This is a genomic window from Pseudomonas sp. GD03875, assembly GCF_029840585.1.
Lineage (GTDB): Bacteria > Pseudomonadota > Gammaproteobacteria > Pseudomonadales > Pseudomonadaceae > Aquipseudomonas > Aquipseudomonas paralcaligenes.
In genome coordinates this window covers 191,524-209,310 of sequence record NZ_JAOCCV010000002.1, presented here as the reverse complement: position 1 = coordinate 209,310, position 17,787 = coordinate 191,524, and the positions used below count along the sequence as shown (strand labels likewise).

16 protein-coding genes are annotated in these 17,787 nt (G+C 63.4%); 8 read left to right on the top strand and 8 right to left on the bottom strand.

Annotated elements, in window-relative coordinates; all coding sequences use genetic code 11:
- Positions 1–147: 147 nt before the first annotated feature.
- Genes flgE through flgB form a run of 4 tightly spaced genes read right to left on the bottom strand, consistent with a single transcriptional unit; the run spans position 148 to position 3,114 of the window.
- Entirely contained in the window at positions 148–1,506 is a 1,359-nt protein-coding gene (gene flgE / locus N5D30_RS02465) for a flagellar hook protein FlgE (RefSeq protein WP_220813443.1), read from the bottom strand.
- Between the two features lie 46 nt (positions 1,507–1,552).
- On the bottom strand, positions 1,553–2,224 hold the full coding sequence (flgD, locus tag N5D30_RS02460; RefSeq protein WP_220813444.1) for a flagellar hook assembly protein FlgD: 672 nt from the start codon (positions 2,222–2,224) through the stop codon (positions 1,553–1,555).
- A gap of 24 nt (positions 2,225–2,248) precedes the next feature.
- Positions 2,249–2,692, bottom strand: a complete 444-nt coding sequence (gene flgC / locus N5D30_RS02455; protein WP_220813445.1) for a flagellar basal body rod protein FlgC — start codon at positions 2,690–2,692, stop codon at positions 2,249–2,251.
- A 14-nt stretch (positions 2,693–2,706) separates the two neighbouring features.
- Positions 2,707–3,114 carry a flagellar basal body rod protein FlgB gene (gene flgB, locus N5D30_RS02450; protein ID WP_220813446.1) on the bottom strand — a complete coding sequence of 136 codons (408 nt, stop codon included), beginning with the start codon at positions 3,112–3,114 and terminating at the stop codon, positions 2,707–2,709.
- A gap of 335 nt (positions 3,115–3,449) precedes the next feature.
- Between flgB and N5D30_RS02445 the strand changes: the two genes are divergently transcribed.
- Positions 3,450–5,045, top strand: coding sequence for a bifunctional 3-(3-hydroxy-phenyl)propionate/3-hydroxycinnamic acid hydroxylase (locus N5D30_RS02445; RefSeq protein ID WP_279907516.1), 1,596 nt, complete (start codon positions 3,450–3,452; stop codon positions 5,043–5,045).
- 64 nt (positions 5,046–5,109) lie between these two features.
- Positions 5,110–5,742, top strand: a complete 633-nt coding sequence (locus N5D30_RS02440) for a TetR/AcrR family transcriptional regulator (RefSeq protein WP_279907515.1) — start codon at positions 5,110–5,112, stop codon at positions 5,740–5,742.
- Between the two features lie 6 nt (positions 5,743–5,748).
- Here the strand turns inward: N5D30_RS02440 and N5D30_RS02435 are convergent, their stop codons facing one another.
- Together N5D30_RS02435 and N5D30_RS02430 are read right to left on the bottom strand one after the other, a co-directional pair.
- On the bottom strand, positions 5,749–6,981 hold the full coding sequence (locus N5D30_RS02435; protein WP_279907514.1) for an NADH:flavin oxidoreductase/NADH oxidase family protein: 1,233 nt from the start codon (positions 6,979–6,981) through the stop codon (positions 5,749–5,751).
- Between the two features lie 3 nt (positions 6,982–6,984).
- Positions 6,985–7,308: a hypothetical protein gene (locus N5D30_RS02430; RefSeq protein WP_279907513.1), complete on the bottom strand. Its 324-nt coding sequence runs from the start codon at positions 7,306–7,308 to the stop codon at positions 6,985–6,987.
- A gap of 258 nt (positions 7,309–7,566) precedes the next feature.
- On the opposite strand from N5D30_RS02430, the gene N5D30_RS02425 reads away from it, so the two are divergent.
- From N5D30_RS02425 to N5D30_RS02400, 6 genes are all read left to right on the top strand, one after another.
- Positions 7,567–8,181 carry a TetR family transcriptional regulator gene (locus tag N5D30_RS02425; RefSeq protein ID WP_192319434.1) on the top strand — a complete coding sequence of 205 codons (615 nt, stop codon included), beginning with the start codon at positions 7,567–7,569 and terminating at the stop codon, positions 8,179–8,181.
- Between the two features lie 88 nt (positions 8,182–8,269).
- Entirely contained in the window at positions 8,270–9,361 is a 1,092-nt protein-coding gene (locus N5D30_RS02420; RefSeq protein WP_279907512.1) for a VOC family protein, read from the top strand.
- Positions 9,362–9,519: 158 nt separating this feature from the next.
- Positions 9,520–10,473, top strand: a complete 954-nt coding sequence (locus N5D30_RS02415) for a fumarylacetoacetate hydrolase family protein (RefSeq protein ID WP_347881187.1) — start codon at positions 9,520–9,522, stop codon at positions 10,471–10,473.
- Positions 10,473–12,425 (top strand): acyl-CoA synthetase, encoded by a 1,953-nt coding sequence (locus N5D30_RS02410; protein ID WP_279907510.1) that lies wholly within the window; start codon positions 10,473–10,475, stop codon positions 12,423–12,425. The genes N5D30_RS02415 and N5D30_RS02410 overlap by 1 nt, the downstream gene beginning before the upstream one ends.
- A 115-nt stretch (positions 12,426–12,540) precedes the next feature.
- Complete coding sequence (locus N5D30_RS02405) at positions 12,541–14,232, top strand: DUF1302 domain-containing protein (protein WP_279907509.1); 1,692 nt, start codon at positions 12,541–12,543, stop codon at positions 14,230–14,232.
- Between the two features lie 15 nt (positions 14,233–14,247).
- Complete coding sequence (locus tag N5D30_RS02400) at positions 14,248–15,615, top strand: DUF1329 domain-containing protein (protein WP_279907508.1); 1,368 nt, start codon at positions 14,248–14,250, stop codon at positions 15,613–15,615.
- Positions 15,616–15,907: 292 nt separating this feature from the next.
- Here the strand turns inward: N5D30_RS02400 and cheR are convergent, their stop codons facing one another.
- A complete protein-coding gene (gene cheR, locus N5D30_RS02395) occupies positions 15,908–16,735 on the bottom strand; it encodes a protein-glutamate O-methyltransferase CheR (RefSeq protein ID WP_279902279.1) in 828 nt (275 codons plus the stop codon).
- Positions 16,736–16,778: 43 nt separating this feature from the next.
- The gene (locus N5D30_RS02390; protein ID WP_279907507.1) at positions 16,779–17,711 is read right to left on the bottom strand and encodes a chemotaxis protein CheV; all 933 of its coding nucleotides are present in this window, start codon (positions 17,709–17,711) and stop codon (positions 16,779–16,781) included.
- Between the last annotated feature and the right edge of the window lie 76 nt (positions 17,712–17,787).

The window sequence follows — 17,787 nt, the reverse complement described above, 5'->3', positions numbered from 1 at the left end:
CCTTTCAGCAAACACCGTGCCAAGCGCTGAAATTACACCTATCCGATTGTTTTCTATGGACTTATAAAAAAGAGAGGCTCCCGAAGGAGCCTCTTGAGATGGTTTTCCGGCGAGGGGTTGCCGCCGGCGGCAAGCCCCCTCCCCTCATCAACGCAGGTTGATGATGGTCTGGGTGATCGCGCTTTCGGTCTCGATGGTCTTGGCATTGGCCTGGTAGTTGCGCTGGGCGACGATCAGGTTCACCAGTTGGTCCGACAGCTCGACGTTGGAGTCCTCCAGCGCGCCCGCCTGCAACACACCCAGAGTTCCCGAACCCGGCGGGTTGCGCACCGGCTCGCCCGATTCGAACGACTGCACCCACTGGGTCTTGCCGATCGGGGTCAGACCCTGGACGTTGGCGAAGTTGGCCAGGATGACCTGCCCCTGCACCTTGGACTGGCCGTTGGTGTAGCGGGCGAAGATCAAGCCGGTGTCATCGACTTCCAGGCCGGCCAGCTCACCGGTGGTGTAGCCGTTCTGGCTCACGCTGCTGACGGCGAAGGAGCTGGCGAACTGGGTGGAGCGGCGCAGGTCGATGGTCAGGAACTCCGGGCTCTGGTTCGCGCCGTTCTCGCTCCATACAGGCGGCGTGGAGTTGTCCGGCGCGGCCGGGGTCCAGTTGTTCATCAGGATCGTGCCGTCCGGGTTGACGGTGAAGTCGGTGGAGGTCGAGCTCAGCAACTGTCCCGCCTCGGTGAAGGTCAGGTTAGCGGTGAACGGCGTGGTGCCGGGACCGTTGTCATAGACCGGGGGCGGCCCGGGGGTGACCAGCACGCTCTCCGGGGCGGACGGGTTGCGCCCGTCGATCAGCACATGCATGGTCCAGCTGTTGAGCGCCGGCGGCGCATCCTTGACGAAGTACTGGGTCAGTACGTGGGCATTGCCCTGGGTGTCGTAGATATTGGTCGAGGTCGACGAGTTGTAGGTGGTCGGGTCGGCCGGGTTGAACGGCGTCGTCGTTGGCGACACGCTGTTGGAGTTCAGGTTGAAGGTCTGCGCCATGGTCGAAGTCGCGCGCGGCTCCTGGCTGGCGGTCTGGATGCGCAGGTTACCGATGACGCCCGTCTGCAGGTTGTCGTTGGCGTCGACCGTATAGCCCTGCAGGTTGTAGCCGAAGTTGTCGACGATGAAGCCGTCGCGGTCGGTGCCGAAGTAGCCCGCGCGGGTGTAGCTCAGAGCACCGTTGTTGCTGACCTGGAAGAAGCCGTTGCCGTTGATCGCCAGGTCCAGCGCGTTCTGGGTGTAGTTGATGTTGCCCTGGTTGAACAGCTGGGCGACGTCGCCCAGCAGCACGCCGCTGCCCTGCGGGTTCTTGCCGGTACCGAGCATCGACGCCGCGTAGACGTCGGCGAACTCGGCGCGGGACTGCTTGAAGCCCGCGGTGCCGGCGTTGGCGATGTTGTTGCCGGTGACGTTGAGGTCCTTGGTGGCTGCCCGCAGACCGCTAAGACCGATATTGAAAGCCATGGATGTGCTCCTTTGCCGTTACTGCCGGCGCTTACAGCCTGGGGGGTTATTGACCGATTGTCTGGACCTGGGACAGCGGCACCGCGCCGATGCCCGCCAAGTTGAGCCTCATTTCGCTGCCGTTCTGACCGAGCACGACGCTGTCGACGTTGGCCGGCAGCAGGGTGTAGAGCCCCTTGGTGCCTTCGGGGTAGGTGGCCTGGGCCTCGAACTTGTAGGTGCCGGGCGGCATGAGATCGCCGTTTGAGTCCTTGCCGTCCCACATGAAGCTCACGTTGCCTGCCGCCTGCTGGCCGAGATTGACGCGGCTCACCGCCTTGCCGGCGCTGTCGTAGACGTTGACGTAGACGTTGCTGCTGCTGACCGGCAGGACCAGGCTGGCCTTGAAGGTCTCGCTGGTGTCGACCACTGCCTTGTCGGACGGCACGATCACCTTGCGCCCGACCAGGGACGAGGCCTGCAGGGCCTGCGAGGACTGATAGCCGGACAACAGGGAGCCCATGCTGGTATTGAGCTTCTCGATACCCTCGACCTGGCTGAACTGCGCGAGCTGGGCGATGAACTCGCCGTTCTCCTGCGGCTCCAGCGGGTTCTGGTTGTTCAACTGGGCCACCAGCAGCTCGAGAAATTCATTCTTGCCGAGATCCTTGCTCTGCTTGGTTTCCTGCTTGATCTGGTACTGGTCCAGTACCGAACTGGCGCCGCTTACACTGCTCATCCCTTCAACTCCTCGCTAACCGGATCACTGGCCCAGGGTCAGTACGCGCTGCATCATCTGCTTGGCGGTGTTCATCATTTCCACGTTGGTCTGGAAGGCACGACTGGCGGAAATCATGTCGGCCATCTCCTCGACCACGTTGACGTTCGGGTAGTACACGTAGCCCTTCTCGTCAGCCGCCGGGTGGTTGGGCTCGTAGCGGGGCATCAGGCTGCTCTGGTCTTCCACCACGCCCAGCACCTGCACGCCACGACCAGGCTGGTCCTGGTCGGCGAACAGCGAGCCGCGGTCGCCGTCCATGGTCGACTCGAACACGGTGGCAAACACCGGGTGGCGCGCGCGGTAGGTCTGGTCGATGCTCGACGAAACGGTCTCGGCGTTGGCGATGTTGCTGGAAATGGTGTTCAGGCGAGTGCTCTGGGCGCTCATGCCGGTACCGGCGATGTTGAAGACACTGGAGAGTGACATGACTGGGATCTCCCTTATTCGCCGCGCAGGGCGCCGACAAGACCTTTGAATTTGCTGTTGAGCAGGGTGAAGCTGGCCTGGAACTGCACCGCGTTCTCGGCGTAGTTGGCCTGCTCCTGCTGCATGTCGACGCTGTTCTGGTCGATGGACGGATGGAACGGCGTGCGGTAGCGCAGCGCCGGGTCGGCCAGCTGGATACCTTCGCTGGCGATGTGGCGGCTGTCGGTGCGGCTCATCTCGAACTGCTTGCCGCTCTGCTTCTCGCTCTGCTCCGCGAGCACGGCGGAGAAGTCCAGATCACGGGCCTTGTAATGCGGCGTGTCGGCATTGGCGATGTTGTTGGCCAGAACCTCGGCGCGTTGCGCGCGGAAGCCCAGGGCCGTTTCGTGAATGCCGAGTGCGTTTGCGAAGCTGATGCTCATGATCGGTAACCTCTGCCGTGTGGGCGTCGTGCCAGACATTTAGCAAAGGCTGTGCCATTTATATTAAGTGTTATTTTTCAATAACTTAAAAAATAAATTCGATCATCGAGAGCGGCAAGCGGCAAAGCTTTTCCGCTCCTGCCAAGGCAAGCGGCAAAGCCGTCAGGCCGATTGCCGCCCCTTAAAACTAAACGGGAGGCTTATTCCTGACGCCGGCCACCCCTTCCGCTACACACCGACATTATCTGATAAAAAATTCAATATTGAAGAATTTATCAATTTTAAATAATCTGCATGTTGCCCTGACTTTCACAACAACAAGGGATCGACACGACATGCACAACAACAAGAAAAGCCCTGCCCTACCCGAAACAGTGGATGTGCTGGTGATAGGCAACGGCCCGGTCGGCGCCACACTGGCCGCCCTGCTCGGTCGTTACGGCGTACAAACCTTGGTGATCGACAAGATCCACGACATCCTGCTGATGCCACGCGCCATCGCCCTCGACAACGAAGCCTTGCGTATCCTGCAACTGGCGGGTCTGGCCGAAGGTGCCTTCGAGAAGATCGTCATTCCCGAAGTACGCATGCACTGCCCCATTGTCGGCCAGTTCGGCCGCGCCAATACCAGTGGCAGCCTCGATGGCCACCCCAAGCTGGTGACCTTCTACCAGCCGGATCTGGAACGCTCGATGCGCGAGCAGCAGCGGCGCTTCGACAACGTCATCAGCCTGGGCGGTTTCGAGCTGGAAAACCTGCATCAGGACGCCGATGGCGTCCTTGCTTCCCTGCGAGCCGAGGACGGCAGCCAGCGGCAGGTGCACGCGCGCTACCTGATCGGCGCCGATGGTGCCAGCTCGCGGGTGCGCAGCCTGATCGGACAGGATTTCGAGGGCCAGACCTACAGCGAGGACTGGCTGATCGTCGACGCCGCCGAGCGCGAGATGCAGGCCATCGACCATGTCGAGTTTCTCTGCGATCACCGCCGCCCTACTCCGCACATGCCAGCCCCCGGCGGGCGCGAGCGCTGGGAGTTCATGCTGCATGCCGGCGAGAGCCGAGAGCAGATGGAAAGCGACGAGCGCATCGCCGAACTACTGCATAAATGGATCGAGCCCGGCCAACTGAAGATCGAGCGCAAGGCGGTATATCGCTTCCACGCACGCTGCTGCGACAGCTTCCAGAAGGGCCGGGTGTTTCTGGTCGGTGATGCCGCGCACATAACCCCGCCCTTCGTCGGTCAGGGCCTGGTAGCCGGCCTGCGCGATGCGGCCAATCTGGCCTGGAAGCTGGCCTGGGTGCTGAGCGGCCAGGCCGATGCCAGGATTCTCGACAGCTACGATCAGGAGCGCCGCCCACATGCCCGCGAGATGATCGCGCTGGCCAAACTGATGGGCCGCATGGTGATGCCAAGCAACGCACCGATGGCGCTGCTGGTCCACGGTCTGATGCGCGCGTTGCGCCTGGTGCCGCCATTGCGGCGGCAATTCGAGGAGCTGGAAATAAAGCCGAAGAACAACTTCAAGCGCGGCCTGTTTGCACGACGCGCCTGGGGTCGCCGCCTACGTCGCGGAGGCCTGTTCCCGCAGGGACTGGTGCGCGCGGCCAACGGCAGCATCGGCCTCAGCGACGATGCCCTGGGAGATCGCCTAACCTTGGTCGGATTCGGTATCGATCCGCGTGAGCAGTTGGATCAAACCGCCCAACAGCAATGGGAACGCTGTGGCGGTGGATATCTGCAGGTAGGCCTGCATGGTCAGAAGCCTGGCGCCTCGACGCCTTTCGTCGAGGACATCGGCCAGACGCTACTCGGCTGCACCTCCGAACGCTCGCTGGCGGTGATCCGCCCGGATCGCATCGTCATGCATGAGGGGCCCCACGCCCGAGCTAACCAGATGGTGCGCGAAAGTCTGGCCCTGCTTGGCCACTGAACGCAGATGCCCCAATGCCGGTGCTTCCACTATCATCGGGGTCGATTCCTCAGCGAGTATCCCAATGAGCAAGACCGCTACCCCCGACGCGCCCCTGACACGCGGTCACAAGAAGCGCGAACGTACCCGCCAGGGTCTGATCGACGCGGCGTTGCGCCTGTTCGCGCGCAAGGAGGTCGGCGAGGTCGCGTTGCTGGAAGTGGCCAGCGAGGCGGAGGTCGCCAGCGGCACCATCTACAACTATTTCCGCACCCGCGACGAAGTGGTCGAGGCCGTCGGCATCGCCCTGGCCGATGAGTTCTCCGAAGCCATCGAGCTGCTCAATGCCCATGTCGATAGCGGCGCCCGCCGGTTGAGCATCGGCGTACGCATGTTCATCCGCCGCGCCATGGCCGATCCGGACTGGGCCAGCGCGGTGATTCGCGTGGTGCATTTCGACCAGGCGATCCGCTCCAAGATCGCCGGCCATGTGCGCGCAGACCTGCGGGCAGGTGCCGAAGAAGGCGTGTTCACTTATCCCGACGAAGGTATCGCCCTCGACCTGGTGGTCTCCTGCAGCGTCGGCGGCATGCGCGCGGTGATCGAAGGCCGTGGTGTCGAGAGCCATGACGGCAAGGTCGTCGAAATGCTCCTCAAGGCGCTCGGCGCCACCCCGGCCCGCGCCCGCAAGCTGGCCGAGCAGGCGCTGCCGGACTGAGCCCGCTCAGCCACGCTGGCTGACCCAGCGCCGATATTCACGCGACTGCCGCTTGGTCTTCAGCTGGTTGCTCAGTAGCGCCAGCAGCGGCGAGGTGCGGGGCCGGGCCGGCTTGCCACGGCTGAGCAACGCCAGCTGTTTCTTGATGATCGACTGGGTCGCCGCCGAGGCGAACGCCTTGTTCTTCCAGGGCACCATGATCGGCTCGACACCCGCATCTTCGCCGGACTGCCAACGGCGCGGCAGCGCCGGGTCGACCGCCAGCGCGGTAGCCATCCCCAACATCGCCACCCGCCCTTCCAGCACCCGCTCGGCCACCACGCGACGACGGATGCCGCCGGTGACCATCAGCGGCATGCGTGCCACCGCGGCGATGCGCTCGGCGAACTCGAGGAAGTAAGCCTCGCGAGCCAGGCTGCTACCGTCGCGTGTCCGGCCCTGCATCGCCGGGCTCTCATAGCTACCACCCGAGAGTTCGACCAGATCGACCGCCTCCTTGTTGAGCAACTGCACCACTGCCGCCGCGTCCTCGGCATCGAAACCGCCACGCTGGAAATCCGCCGAGTTGAGCTTCACGGCCACGCATAACTGCGGCGCCACCTGTGCGCGCACCGCCGCCACCGTACGCAGCAGGATGCGCGCCCGATTTTCCAGGCTGCCACCCCACTGGTCGGTACGGCGATTGGACAACGGCGAGAGGAACTGGCTGAACAGGTAACCATGGGCTGCGTGAATCTGCACTCCGGTGAAACCGGCACGCTCGGCGAGCACCGCGGTGGCGGTGTAGCGCTGGATCAGTCGCTCGATCTCCACCTCGGACAATGCGCGCGGCTGGGCGAACAGTTTCTCCAGGCCGGGAATGTTCACCGCCACCGCCGACGGTCCGAACGCCGGTTGGCCGAGGTCGGCCATCAACTGGCGGCCGGGGTGATTGATCTGTATCCAGCCCTGTGCGCCACGGCTGCGGCAGGCCTCAGCCCAGGCCGCGAAGCGTTCCAGGTGGCACTCGCTATCCAGCACCACGCCGGCAGGGCCGGTCAGCGCGTGGCGGTCCACCATCACATTGCCGGTGATGATCAGCCCCGCGCCGCCTTCAGCCCAGCTGCGATAGAGGCGGATCAACGCTTTTCCGGGAGCATGATCGGCATCGGCCAGGTTCTCTTCCATGGCGGCCTTGGCGATACGGTTGGGAATCATCTGACCGTTAGGTAGGCGCAGGGGTTGGAACAGCTTGCTCATTGGTCAGTCCTTCAGGCGCTGCGCCAGGACGGCGAGCGGTTGGGTGACGCTCCACCCCAGCCAGGTGCAGGGTGGATTCGGATTCGCAACGGGGGCGGCGACCACCGCTTCACCACGCCCGGCAAAGCACGGAAACAGGCGCAGCGCATGACCACGGGCGATGCCGGCGAGCTGCTGCAGCGACCAGGGCGAGGGAAGTCGCTGCCGAACAGCGCTTCTGGCCGGCGCGACCAGTTCGCGCAGTACCGCCTCGGAATGCTGCTGGCCGAAGTGCGCTGGCGGAATGATGCGGTGATGAATGTCGATGCGGCCTTGCTGAATGCTCATTGTTGTTATGTCTCGCAGGCGTTGCCTCAGGCAATAGAACACTTTCGAACAAAATTGAACACTTATGTAAAAATAAATCAAATACCCAAATTTCTGCATCCCCCCCTGAAACGCTCACCAACAAAAAATATATCCTTTTAAATTCAATTATTTATTAGATAAACGCAGCATCATGAGCGAACCAAAATAAAAATTCGTTGACCAATTTTAGACACGAGTGTTCAATTTGATTCATCTGGAACTTGGAGCTCTAACGTCGTGGAATCTCTCAACTCAGCCCAGCGCCGCATCCACCAGGCCGCACTCCGCCTCTTCGCCGAGCGCGGCGTCAGCCAGGTGAGCATCAGCGACCTGGCTCAGGAAGCGGGCGTAGCCCGCGGGACCATCTACAACAACGTCGAAACCATCGACCACTTGTTCACGCAGGTCGCCAGCCAACTGAGCAAGGAAATGCACGTGCGGGTCAGCAAGAGCTTTGCCGACCTCCAGGACCCTGCCGAGCGGCTGGCCAACGGTATTCGTTTTTTCATCCGCCGCACGCACGAGGAACCCCATTGGGGCGCGTTCCTCAACCGCTTCGCGATGAGCGACGCTTCGCTGCGCGAGATGTTCTACAGCCAGGCGACCGCCGACCTGCTGCAAGGACTGCAACAGGGGCGCTACAAGTTCCGCCAGGAGCAACTGATCGCGGTCATCACACTGGTTTCCAGCACCACGCTGGGCGCCATGTTCCTGGTCGGCGAAGGCATCAAGGCCTGGCGTGAAGCGGGTAGCGACACCGCCGAGCTGGTGCTCAAGGCACTGGGCGTAAGCGACGAGGAGGCGCGCCAGCTGGCGACCACCGAGTTGCCCGCCCTGCCACCAGCGGCCTAACCAGCACTCATCGAACATTCCAACGGCCCTGCTCTGCAGGGTCGCAGGGCCCGGCTTTGCCCGAAAAAGGCCAGGGAGAACAACAATAATGACAGCGCAAACCGTTCAACCCACGCTCGCCACGGCCCAGCCGGCGCGCCATCCGCAGCCCACGGTAAAGGCCCAGGCGCTGGCCCACCTGATCTTCGAACGCCCGGATCTGGACAAGGCCGAGCGCTTCCTCGGCGACTTCGGCCTGCTTCCGGTGCGTCGCGATGTCGACTGCCTGTACCTGCGCGGCACCGGTCCGGCCCCCTACTGCTACCGGGTCGCCCTGGCGGGCCAGGCACGCTTTGTCGGCTTCGGCCTCGTCGTGGCAGAACGCGGCGACCTAGAGCGCCTGAGCGCCCTGCCCGGCGCCTCGGCCATCGAATCCCTGGGTACCCCCGGAGGCGGCGAATGCGTGCGCCTCACCGACCCGTCCGGCTTCCTGGTCGAGGCGATCCACGGCCAGCAGAGCGTCCAGCCCCTGCCGCACCGTGCCGCACTGCCGCTCAACGTGGTCGACGAGATGCCGCGCATCAACGCCACCCAACGCCCCCCCATCGCGCCGCCGGAAATCATCAAGCTCGGCCACGTGGTGCTCGAAGTGGCCGATTACCAGACCACTTGCGCCTGGTACACCCGGCACTTCGGCTTCATCCCCAGCGATGTGCAGGTGCTGCCGGATGGCTCTCCGGCGGTGGCCTTCATGCGCCTGAACCTCGGCGACACCCCCGCCGACCACCACACCCTGGCCATCGCCCAGGGCTTCATGGCCGCCTACAGCCATAGCGCCTACGAGGTGGTCGATGCCGACGCCGTGGGTATGGGCCAGCGCATGCTGCAGGAGCGCGGCTGGAAGCACGCCTGGGGCATCGGCCGGCACATTCTCGGCAGCCAGATCTTCGACTACTGGCAGGACCCCTGGGGCGACAAACACGAGCACTACTGCGATGGCGACCTGTTCACCGCCGAGCAGCCGACCGGGCTGCACGCGGTGAGCCCGGAGGCCATGGCGCAGTGGGGCCAGCGCATGCCCAAGAGCTTCACCAAGCCGGTAATGAACTTCGCCGCCGTGCGTGCCTTGCTGCACAACCTGCGCCGCAGCCCGGATGTGACCCTGCGCAAGCTGGTCACGCTGGCGCGGATGTTCGGCTAGGCCCCGCCGCCATGCCGCACTGCAGTCGCCGCGATCTGCTCAAGAGCGGTGCCGTGCTGGCCGGTGCAGCAGCGCTGTTGCCCTCGCCCGCCCTGATCGCCCAGGAACAACAAAACGCCGCCAGCGAGCGGCCAACCGCAGTACCAGGAGTCGCTTCCATGCCCGTCCATGTCGTCCACTTCGAACACCAGAACACCCGCCAGTGGGGTGTCATCCGCGGCGAACGCATCAGCCGCATTGCCGGTGAGTTCGCCAGCACCGGCGCGCTGATCGCCGGTACACGCCTGGAAGACCTGGCCGCGCTGCCGGACGGCGAGCTGACGCTGAGCGAGGTCAAGCTGCTAGCGCCGGTGACGCGCGACCAGCAGTTCGTCTGCCAGGGCGCCAACTACCGCCAGCACATGATCGAGTCGGGCATGGACCCGAACGTGAAGCACTTCAACATGATCTTCACCAAGGCGCAGAGCTGCATCGTCGCCGCCGACAGCGAGCTGATCAAACCACGCGAAGTACGCTTCCTCGACTACGAGATCGAACTGGGCCTGGTGCTGCGTCGCGCCATCAGCGGCAAGGTCGCCGTCAGCGAAGCCAACCTGCACGAGTTCATCGCCGGCGTGGTGATCGTCAACGACTACTCGGCGCGCGATATCCAGATTCCGCAGATGCAGTTCTACAAGGGCAAGAGCTTCCGCACCTTCGGCCCGGTCGGTCCGTTCCTCTGCCTGCTCGGCCCGCAGGACATGGGCTACCTGAAGAAGCTGCAGCTGCGCCTGACGGTCAATGGCCAAGTGCGCCAGCAGGACAGCACAGCCAACCTGGTCTACGGCCCGGCGGAGACGCTCAGCGAGCTGTCCGGCGTGCAGGACTTCGCCGCCGGCGACCTGATCGCCACCGGCACCCCGGCCGGCTGTGCGCTGTCCATTCCCTCGCCGGCCAAGCAGCGCATCGCCGCGCTGCTGCCGGAGGCGACCAAGTGGAAGCTGTTCATGAAGGCCCAGGCCGATCGCAGCCAGTACCTCAAGGCCGGCGACCTGGTGGAGGCCAGCATCCGCAGCGCCGACGGCGTGATCGACCTCGGCGTACAGCGCAACCGCGTGGTGGAGCAAGGCTGATGGCGGTCAAGAACCTGGCCGATATCGAGGCCATCGAGAGCGTGCCGCTCGAACGGCACAACCTGCCGGCCAGCACCTATGCCGCACTGCAACGCTGCGCGGCCAGGCATGCCGATGACCCGGCACTGAGCTTCTTCGTCGATGCCAAAGCCTTCCACAACACCCACGACTGGAGCTACGCCGAGCTGTTCGCCGACATCACCCGCGCGGCCAACGCCTTCTACGCGCTGGGTATCGGCGCCAAGGATGTGGTGGCCTTCCTGCTGCCCAACCTGCCGGAAACCCACTTCACCATCTGGGGTGGCGAGGCCGCCGGTATCGTCATGGCCATCAACCCGCTGCTGGAAGCGGCGCAGATTGGCGAGCTGCTGCGCGCGGCCAACGCCAAGCTGGTGGTGACCCTGGCGCCGACGCCCGGTGCTGACCTGTGGCCGAAGCTGGCCAGTCAACTCGACCACTTGCCGTCCGTGCGTGATGTCGTCTGGGTCAGCATGGCGCCCTACGTCGGCACCCTGCCCGGCCTGGCCCTGCGCTGGATGGCCCGACGCGAAAAAGGGCGCCAGCGCGGCCGGCGCATCCATGACCTGCGCAATCTGATGCGCCGCCAGCCGGCTGAGCGCCTGAACAGCGGCCGGCAGATCCGTGGCGATGAGCACTCCTCGTATTTCTGCACCGGCGGCACCACCGGCCTGCCGAAAATCGCCATCCGCAGCCATGGCTCGGAAGTGTTCAATGCCTGGGCCATGGCCGCCAACCTGCAACCGCGCGCACCGGGCCAGGTGATTTTCTGCGGCCTGCCGCTGTTCCACGTCAACGGCCAGCTGGTCACCGGGTTGATGCCCTGGACCCACGGCGACCGGGTGATCATCGGCACGCCCCAGGGCTACCGCGGCGACGGCGTGATCGCGCGCTTCTGGGCGATGGTCGAGCACTTCGGCATCAACTTCTTTTCCGGCGTACCGACCGTGTATTCGGCGTTGCTGCAGCAACCTGCCGATGGCCGCGACCTGTCCAGCCTGCAATACGCGCTGTGCGGTGCGGCGCCGATGCCGGTGGAGCTGTTCCGCGAATTCGAGCAGCGCAGCGGCGTGCTCATCCTCGAGGGCTACGGCCTGACCGAGGGCGCCTGCGTATCGTCGAGCAATCCGCCGGAGGGCCAGCGCCCGATCGGCTCCATCGGCCTGCGCCTGGCCTACCAGGACATGCGCGCGCTGATTCTCGATGACCAGGGCCAGTACCTGCGCTACGCCGACACCGACGAGGTCGGGGTGATTGCCATCCACGGCCCCAATGTCTTCGCCGGCTACCTGGATGCCAGCCACAACCGTGGCGTATGGATCGAGATCGACGGCCGCCGCTGGCTCAACACCGGCGACCTCGGCCGCCAGGACGCCGCCGGCTACTTCTGGCTCACCGGACGCAAGAAGGAGCTGATCATCCGCGGCGGCCACAACATCGATCCCAGGCAGATCGAGGAAGCCTTGCAGGCGCATGCGGCCGTCGCGCTAGTGGCCGCTGTGGGCAGCCCGGATGCCCATGCCGGCGAGGTTCCGGTCGCCTACGTGCAGCTGGTCGCCGGCCAGCACACCGACAGTGCGGAGCTGATGGCTTTCGCCAGCGCCAATATCCCCGAGCGCGCGGCGATTCCCAAGCGCATCGAGATTCTCGACGCGCTGCCCGTGACGCCCGTTGGGAAGATCTTCAAACCGGCCTTGCAACAGCGCGAGATCGCCCTGATCGTGCGTCATGAAGCCCAGGCGCTCGACGTTCCCGAGCTCGACGTGGATGTACTTCAGGATGCGCGACGCGGCCTGGTTGCCCAAGTGTCCGTCGGCTCCGGGCAAGCCGCGCTGGCCCAAGCGCTGGGCCGCTACAGCTTCCCCGTCGAATGGCGCAGCGCGCCCGAGAGTTCATCCATCGCCCCGCCACCATCCACCCAACTGACCGGCTGATCCCAGCCACCTGCACCCCCATGGCTGTTGCTCCTATTCGGCCAATGGGCCCGGCTTCGCCCGCGAAAAGGCTCGTACGACTTCGCCACAACAATAACAAGAGGTAGTGAAATCCATGACTCGCATGCAACCGCCATGGCGGCCGGCTCGCCTCGCCACCGTCCTAACCATCGCAACGCTCGCCAGCGCCCCGACGCCGGCAGTGACCTTCCGCATAGGCGAGATCGAGGGTCAGCTCGACTCGAACCTCGCCATCGGCGCCAGCTGGAGCTTGCGCAATCCCGATCCGAGCCTGCTGCATGACCCGGCCTCAGACGATGGCAGGCGCAACTTCAAGAAGGGTGAGACCTTCTCGAAGGTGTTCAAGGGCATCCATGACCTGGAACTCAAGTACGGCGAGAGCGGTGTGTTCCTCAGGGGCAAGTACTGGTACGACTTCGAACTCAAGGACGAAAGCCGGCTCTTCAAGGACATCGATGAGCACAACCGCAAGGAGGCGGCACGTTCGTCGGGCGCGGAATTGCTCGATGCCTTCGCCTACCACAACTACCTGCTCGGAGACCTGCCCGGTACGACACGCCTGGGCAGGCAGGTGGTGAGCTGGGGTGAAAGCACGTTCATCCAGGGCGGCATAAACACGATCAACCCCGTCGATATATCGGCGTTCCGCCGGCCTGGCTCCGAGATCAAGGAGGGGCTGATTCCCGTCAACATGCTCTACCTCTCGCAGAACCTGACCGAGGAGGTATCCGTAGAAGGCTTCTACCAGTTGGAGTGGGACCAGACCGTCATCGACAACTGCGGCACCTTCTTTTCGCCCACTGATGTCATGGCTGACGGATGCTCTGGCCTGGCTGCACCGCTGGGCATCACCATCCCACGGACGGGCGACCATGATGCACGCGACGGAGGGCAATGGGGAACCGCCCTGCGCTGGTTCGCCCCCGAACTGGACAGCGAGTTCGCGGCCTACTTCATCAACTACCACAGCCGCATGCCGTACTTCGGCACCGTCGGCGCCACCACGGCCGGCGACCTGGGCAGCGCGAAGTACTTCGCCGAGTATCCCGAAGACATCCAGCTCTATGGCCTGAGCGTCAGCACCATGCTACCGACCGGCACGACACTGGCCGGCGAAATCAGCTACAGGCCGAACTTGCCCGTGCAGATCAGCCCCGTGGACCTCGTGCTCGCCTCATCCGGCCTTCCCGCACTGTCTCCCGTGCTGTCTTCCGGTGATGTGCGGTTCGCCGGGGGCTCGGACATCACCGGCTACCGACGCAAGGAAGTAACGCAGGCACAGGTGACGGCGACCCATTTCCTCGATCAGGTGATGGGCGCCGACCGCCTGACGATGGTTGGTGAAGTCGGTGTGGTTCATGTCGGCGGGCTGGAGGGGCGAGGCGGCCTCAGGTATGGCCGTTCCACCGCGTTCGGCCAAGGGACGCTATATCCGGACAACGGCCTGTGCATGAGCCTCTCGAACGCCGCAACACCGCAGAACTGCACCGATGATGGCTTCGTCACCAGCACCTCCTGGGGATACAGAGTCCGTGCCATCTGGGAATACAGCAACCTCATTCCCGGTGTCGACCTGCGTCCGAATCTCGCCTGGTCCCACGATGTCAGCGGCTATGGAAACGAAATCGGCTTCAACGAAGGCGCCAAGGCCATCAGCCTCGGTATCGAGGCCAGCATCCTCAACACCTACAGCGCCAACCTTTCCTACACCGACTTCTTCGGCGGTGACTACAACACCAACATCGATCGTGACTTCGTCGCCTTGAGCTTCGGCGTCGCCTTCTGAGCGAGTGACATCACAATGAAAACAAAATCCCTGCTCCTTGCGACCACCTCCCTTTCCCTCGCCATTCACTGCACGGCCCACGCCGCCGTATCTGCCAGTGAAGCAGCCAAGCTGGGCGATACGCTGACCCCCATTGGCGCCGAGAAATCAGGCAACGCCGACGGCAGCATTCCCGCCTGGACCGGCGGCCTCGACAAGGCAGCGGCCAGCGTCAACCCCAGGAGCGGTCGGCTGGCCAACCCGTTTGCCAACGAGCAACCGCTGTTCACGATTACCGCCGAGAATCAGGAGCAGTACGCCAGCAAGCTCAGCGACGGGCAGCGCGCAATGTTCAAGCGTTACCCGCAGAGCTATCGGATGCATGTCTTCCCCGCACACCGCAGCGCGACCGTACCCGAGCATGTGCAGAAGGCCGCAGCGCGCAATGCAGTCAGCACCACACTGATTTCGAACGGCGACGGCCTGAAGGACTTCGAGACAGCCATTCCATTCCCGATTCCGCAGAACGCCATAGAGGTGATGTGGAACCACCGAACACGCTACCGCGGTGGCAGTGCCCGGAGAAGCTACGTGCAGGCCACACCCACGGCCAATGGCACCTACACGCCGGTTCATTTCAAGCAGCAGTTCACCTACAGGGATCAGCTGAACGACTTCGCCCCGGAGAAGCCAGGCAACGTGCTCTTCTATTACCGGGAACTGATCACCGCCCCCGCGCGCCTGGCCGGCGACGTGGTACTCGTCCACGAGACGCTCGATCAGGTCAAGGAACCTCGCAAGGCCTGGATCTATAACTCCGGCCAGCGACGTGTGCGTCGTGCGCCACAGATTTCCTACGACGGCCCCTTCCCCGCCTCGGAGGGGCAGCGCACCTCCGACAACCTCGACATGTTCAACGGGGCACTGGACCGCTACGACTGGAAGCTCCAGGGCAAGAAAGAGCTGTACATCCCCTACAACAACTTCCAGCTCGAATCGGCCAATCTGAAGTACTCAGAAATCGTGAAGCCGGGTCATATCAATGCCGACCTTCCCCGCTACGAACTGCATCGGGTCTGGGTGGTCGAGGGATCGCTCAAGGCAGGCGACCGCCACATCTACGCCAAGCGGGTCGCGTACATCGACGAGGACACCTGGCAGATTGTCCTGCTCGACCACTTCGATGCCCGGGGCACCCTGTGGCGAGTCGCCGAAGGCTTCATGACACCGCTCTACGACAAGCAGATACCCATGTTGGGCGTCGAGACGCTGTATGACCTCATCAATGGCCGCTACATCGTCTCGGGCATGCGCAACGAGGAGCAGGACCCGCTCGAGTTCGGCTTCAAGACCTCGTCCGCCGAGTACACCCCAACCGCCCTGCGCAACGCGGGTGTTCGCTGACGAAAGAATTGCCAATCGCTGGCCACTTGGGATCAACACGCTACTCCTCGTTGATGAATATCGACCCCAAGACTTTTACCGCCCCGCTGGGGCGGTCTTTTTTGTCAGCTCCTATCCGGCGTTTCATTGAAGCCCTGACGAACGCTCAGCCGAGTCGTTTCACTGAATCCACCATCAGTTCGGGTACATAGGACCAATCTGGCTGTGATCAAACACCTAGAACGAAAAATGCCAGTCGATTCAACTGACTGGCATTAGGCTTACGCACTCCGTTCGTGTCATCCGAGCACAATCACTTCACCTTGTAGATGATCCCCGGGCTGCACTGGACCATCTGATACAGGTCGGGCAGGCCGTTCAGCGCTTCCGACGCCCCGAGGAACAGGTAGCCCCCTGGCTTGAGGGTGGCGTGGATGCGGGTGAGGATGTCTTTCTTCACATCGGCGGAGAAGTAGATCAGCACGTTACGGCAGAACACCACGTCGAACTTGCCAAGCACCGCATAGCTTTCCAGCAGGTTCAGGGCACGGAACTCCACCCGGTTCTTGATCGCCGGCTTGACCGCCCAGCGCGCGGGTCCCTTGGCATCGAAGTAGCGCTGCAGGCGCTCCTGCGACAGGCCGCGACCGATGGCCAGGCTGTCGTACTCGCCGGACTTGCAGTTCGCCAGCATGGAGCCGGAAAGGTCGGTGGCGACGATCTGCACCCCGGCCTTGAGCTGCCCGAGATTGGTCCGCTCGAATTCGTCGATGGTCATCGACAGCGAAAAGGGCTCCTGCCCCGAGGAGCAGGCGGCCGACCAGATGCGCAGGCGCTGATTGGGATTGGCCTTGATCAGCTCCGGCAGCACCCGGTTCTTCATCACCTCGAACGGGTAGGTATCGCGAAACCACAGGGTCTCGTTGGTGGTCATGGCATCCACCACCTGCTCGCGCAGCCCTCCGCGGGGCTGGGCCTGCATCTTCTGCACCAGCTCACCGAGGGTCTTGATGCCCTGCTGCTCCATCAGCTTGTTGAGACGGCTGGAAACCAGGTACTGCTTGTTGCTTCCCAGCAGAATGCCGCAGGCCTTTTCCAGGAAGGTCCGGAATTGCTCGAAATCCAAATTGCCTGAAGACACTAATGCTGCCTCACCAAACATGATCCAACCGAGGGCCTAGCCCTCAGCCCCCATCGGCTACCCGGATGCGCTCGACGACGCGGGAGGCCAGTTCGTCCGGACGGAACTTCGCCAGGAGATCGTCCGCGCCGACCTTCTTCACCATCGCCTGGTTGAACACTCCGGAGAGCGAAGTATGCAGAATCACATGGAGGTTCTGCATCCTCGGATCGGAGCGAATCTCCGCCGTCAGGGTGTAGCCGTCCATCTCCGGCATCTCGATGTCGGAGATCAACATGAGGAACTCCTGGGCGGGACTCTTGCCCTCCTCGACCATCTTGCGCAGGTAGTCGTAGGCCTGGCGGCCGTCGTTGAGCGCCACCACCTCCACACCGACACTCTCGAGGCAGCGGGAAACCTGCTTGCGCGCCACGGAAGAGTCGTCGCAGATCAGCACGCGCTTGGACACCGCGCGGGCCTGGGTCTCCACGTCCACCACGCCCTCGGAGATCGACTCCGACATGGGCGCCACCTCGGCGAGGATCTTCTCCACGTCGATGATTTCCACCAACTGCTTGTCCACCCGGGTGACCGCGGTGAGGTAATGGTCACGGCCGGTGCCCTTGGGTGGCGGATGGATCTCCTCCCAGTTCATGTTGACGATGCGCTCCACCGAACGCACCAGGAAACCCTGCACCTTGGTGTTGTACTCGGTGATGATCACGAAACTGTTGTGGATGTCATCCAGCGCCGTTCTGCCGGTGGCCAGCGCCAGGTCGAGAATCGGGATGGTGCCCCCACGGATATTCGCCACGCCGCGCACCACCCGGCTGGATTTGGGCATCACGGTGAGCTTGGGGCATTGCAGCACCTCCTTCACCTTGAACACGTTGATGCCATACAGCTGCGGCCCGTCCAGACGGAACAGCAAGAGCTCGAGGCGGTTCTGCCCGACCAGTTGGGTACGCTGGTTAACCGAGTCCAATAGTCCGGCCATGCGCAGACTCCTTATCGTTCGTATCGCCGTACATTCTGCCAAAGCCTAGCAGGCGGCACGGGCCTTGCTTCGTGAG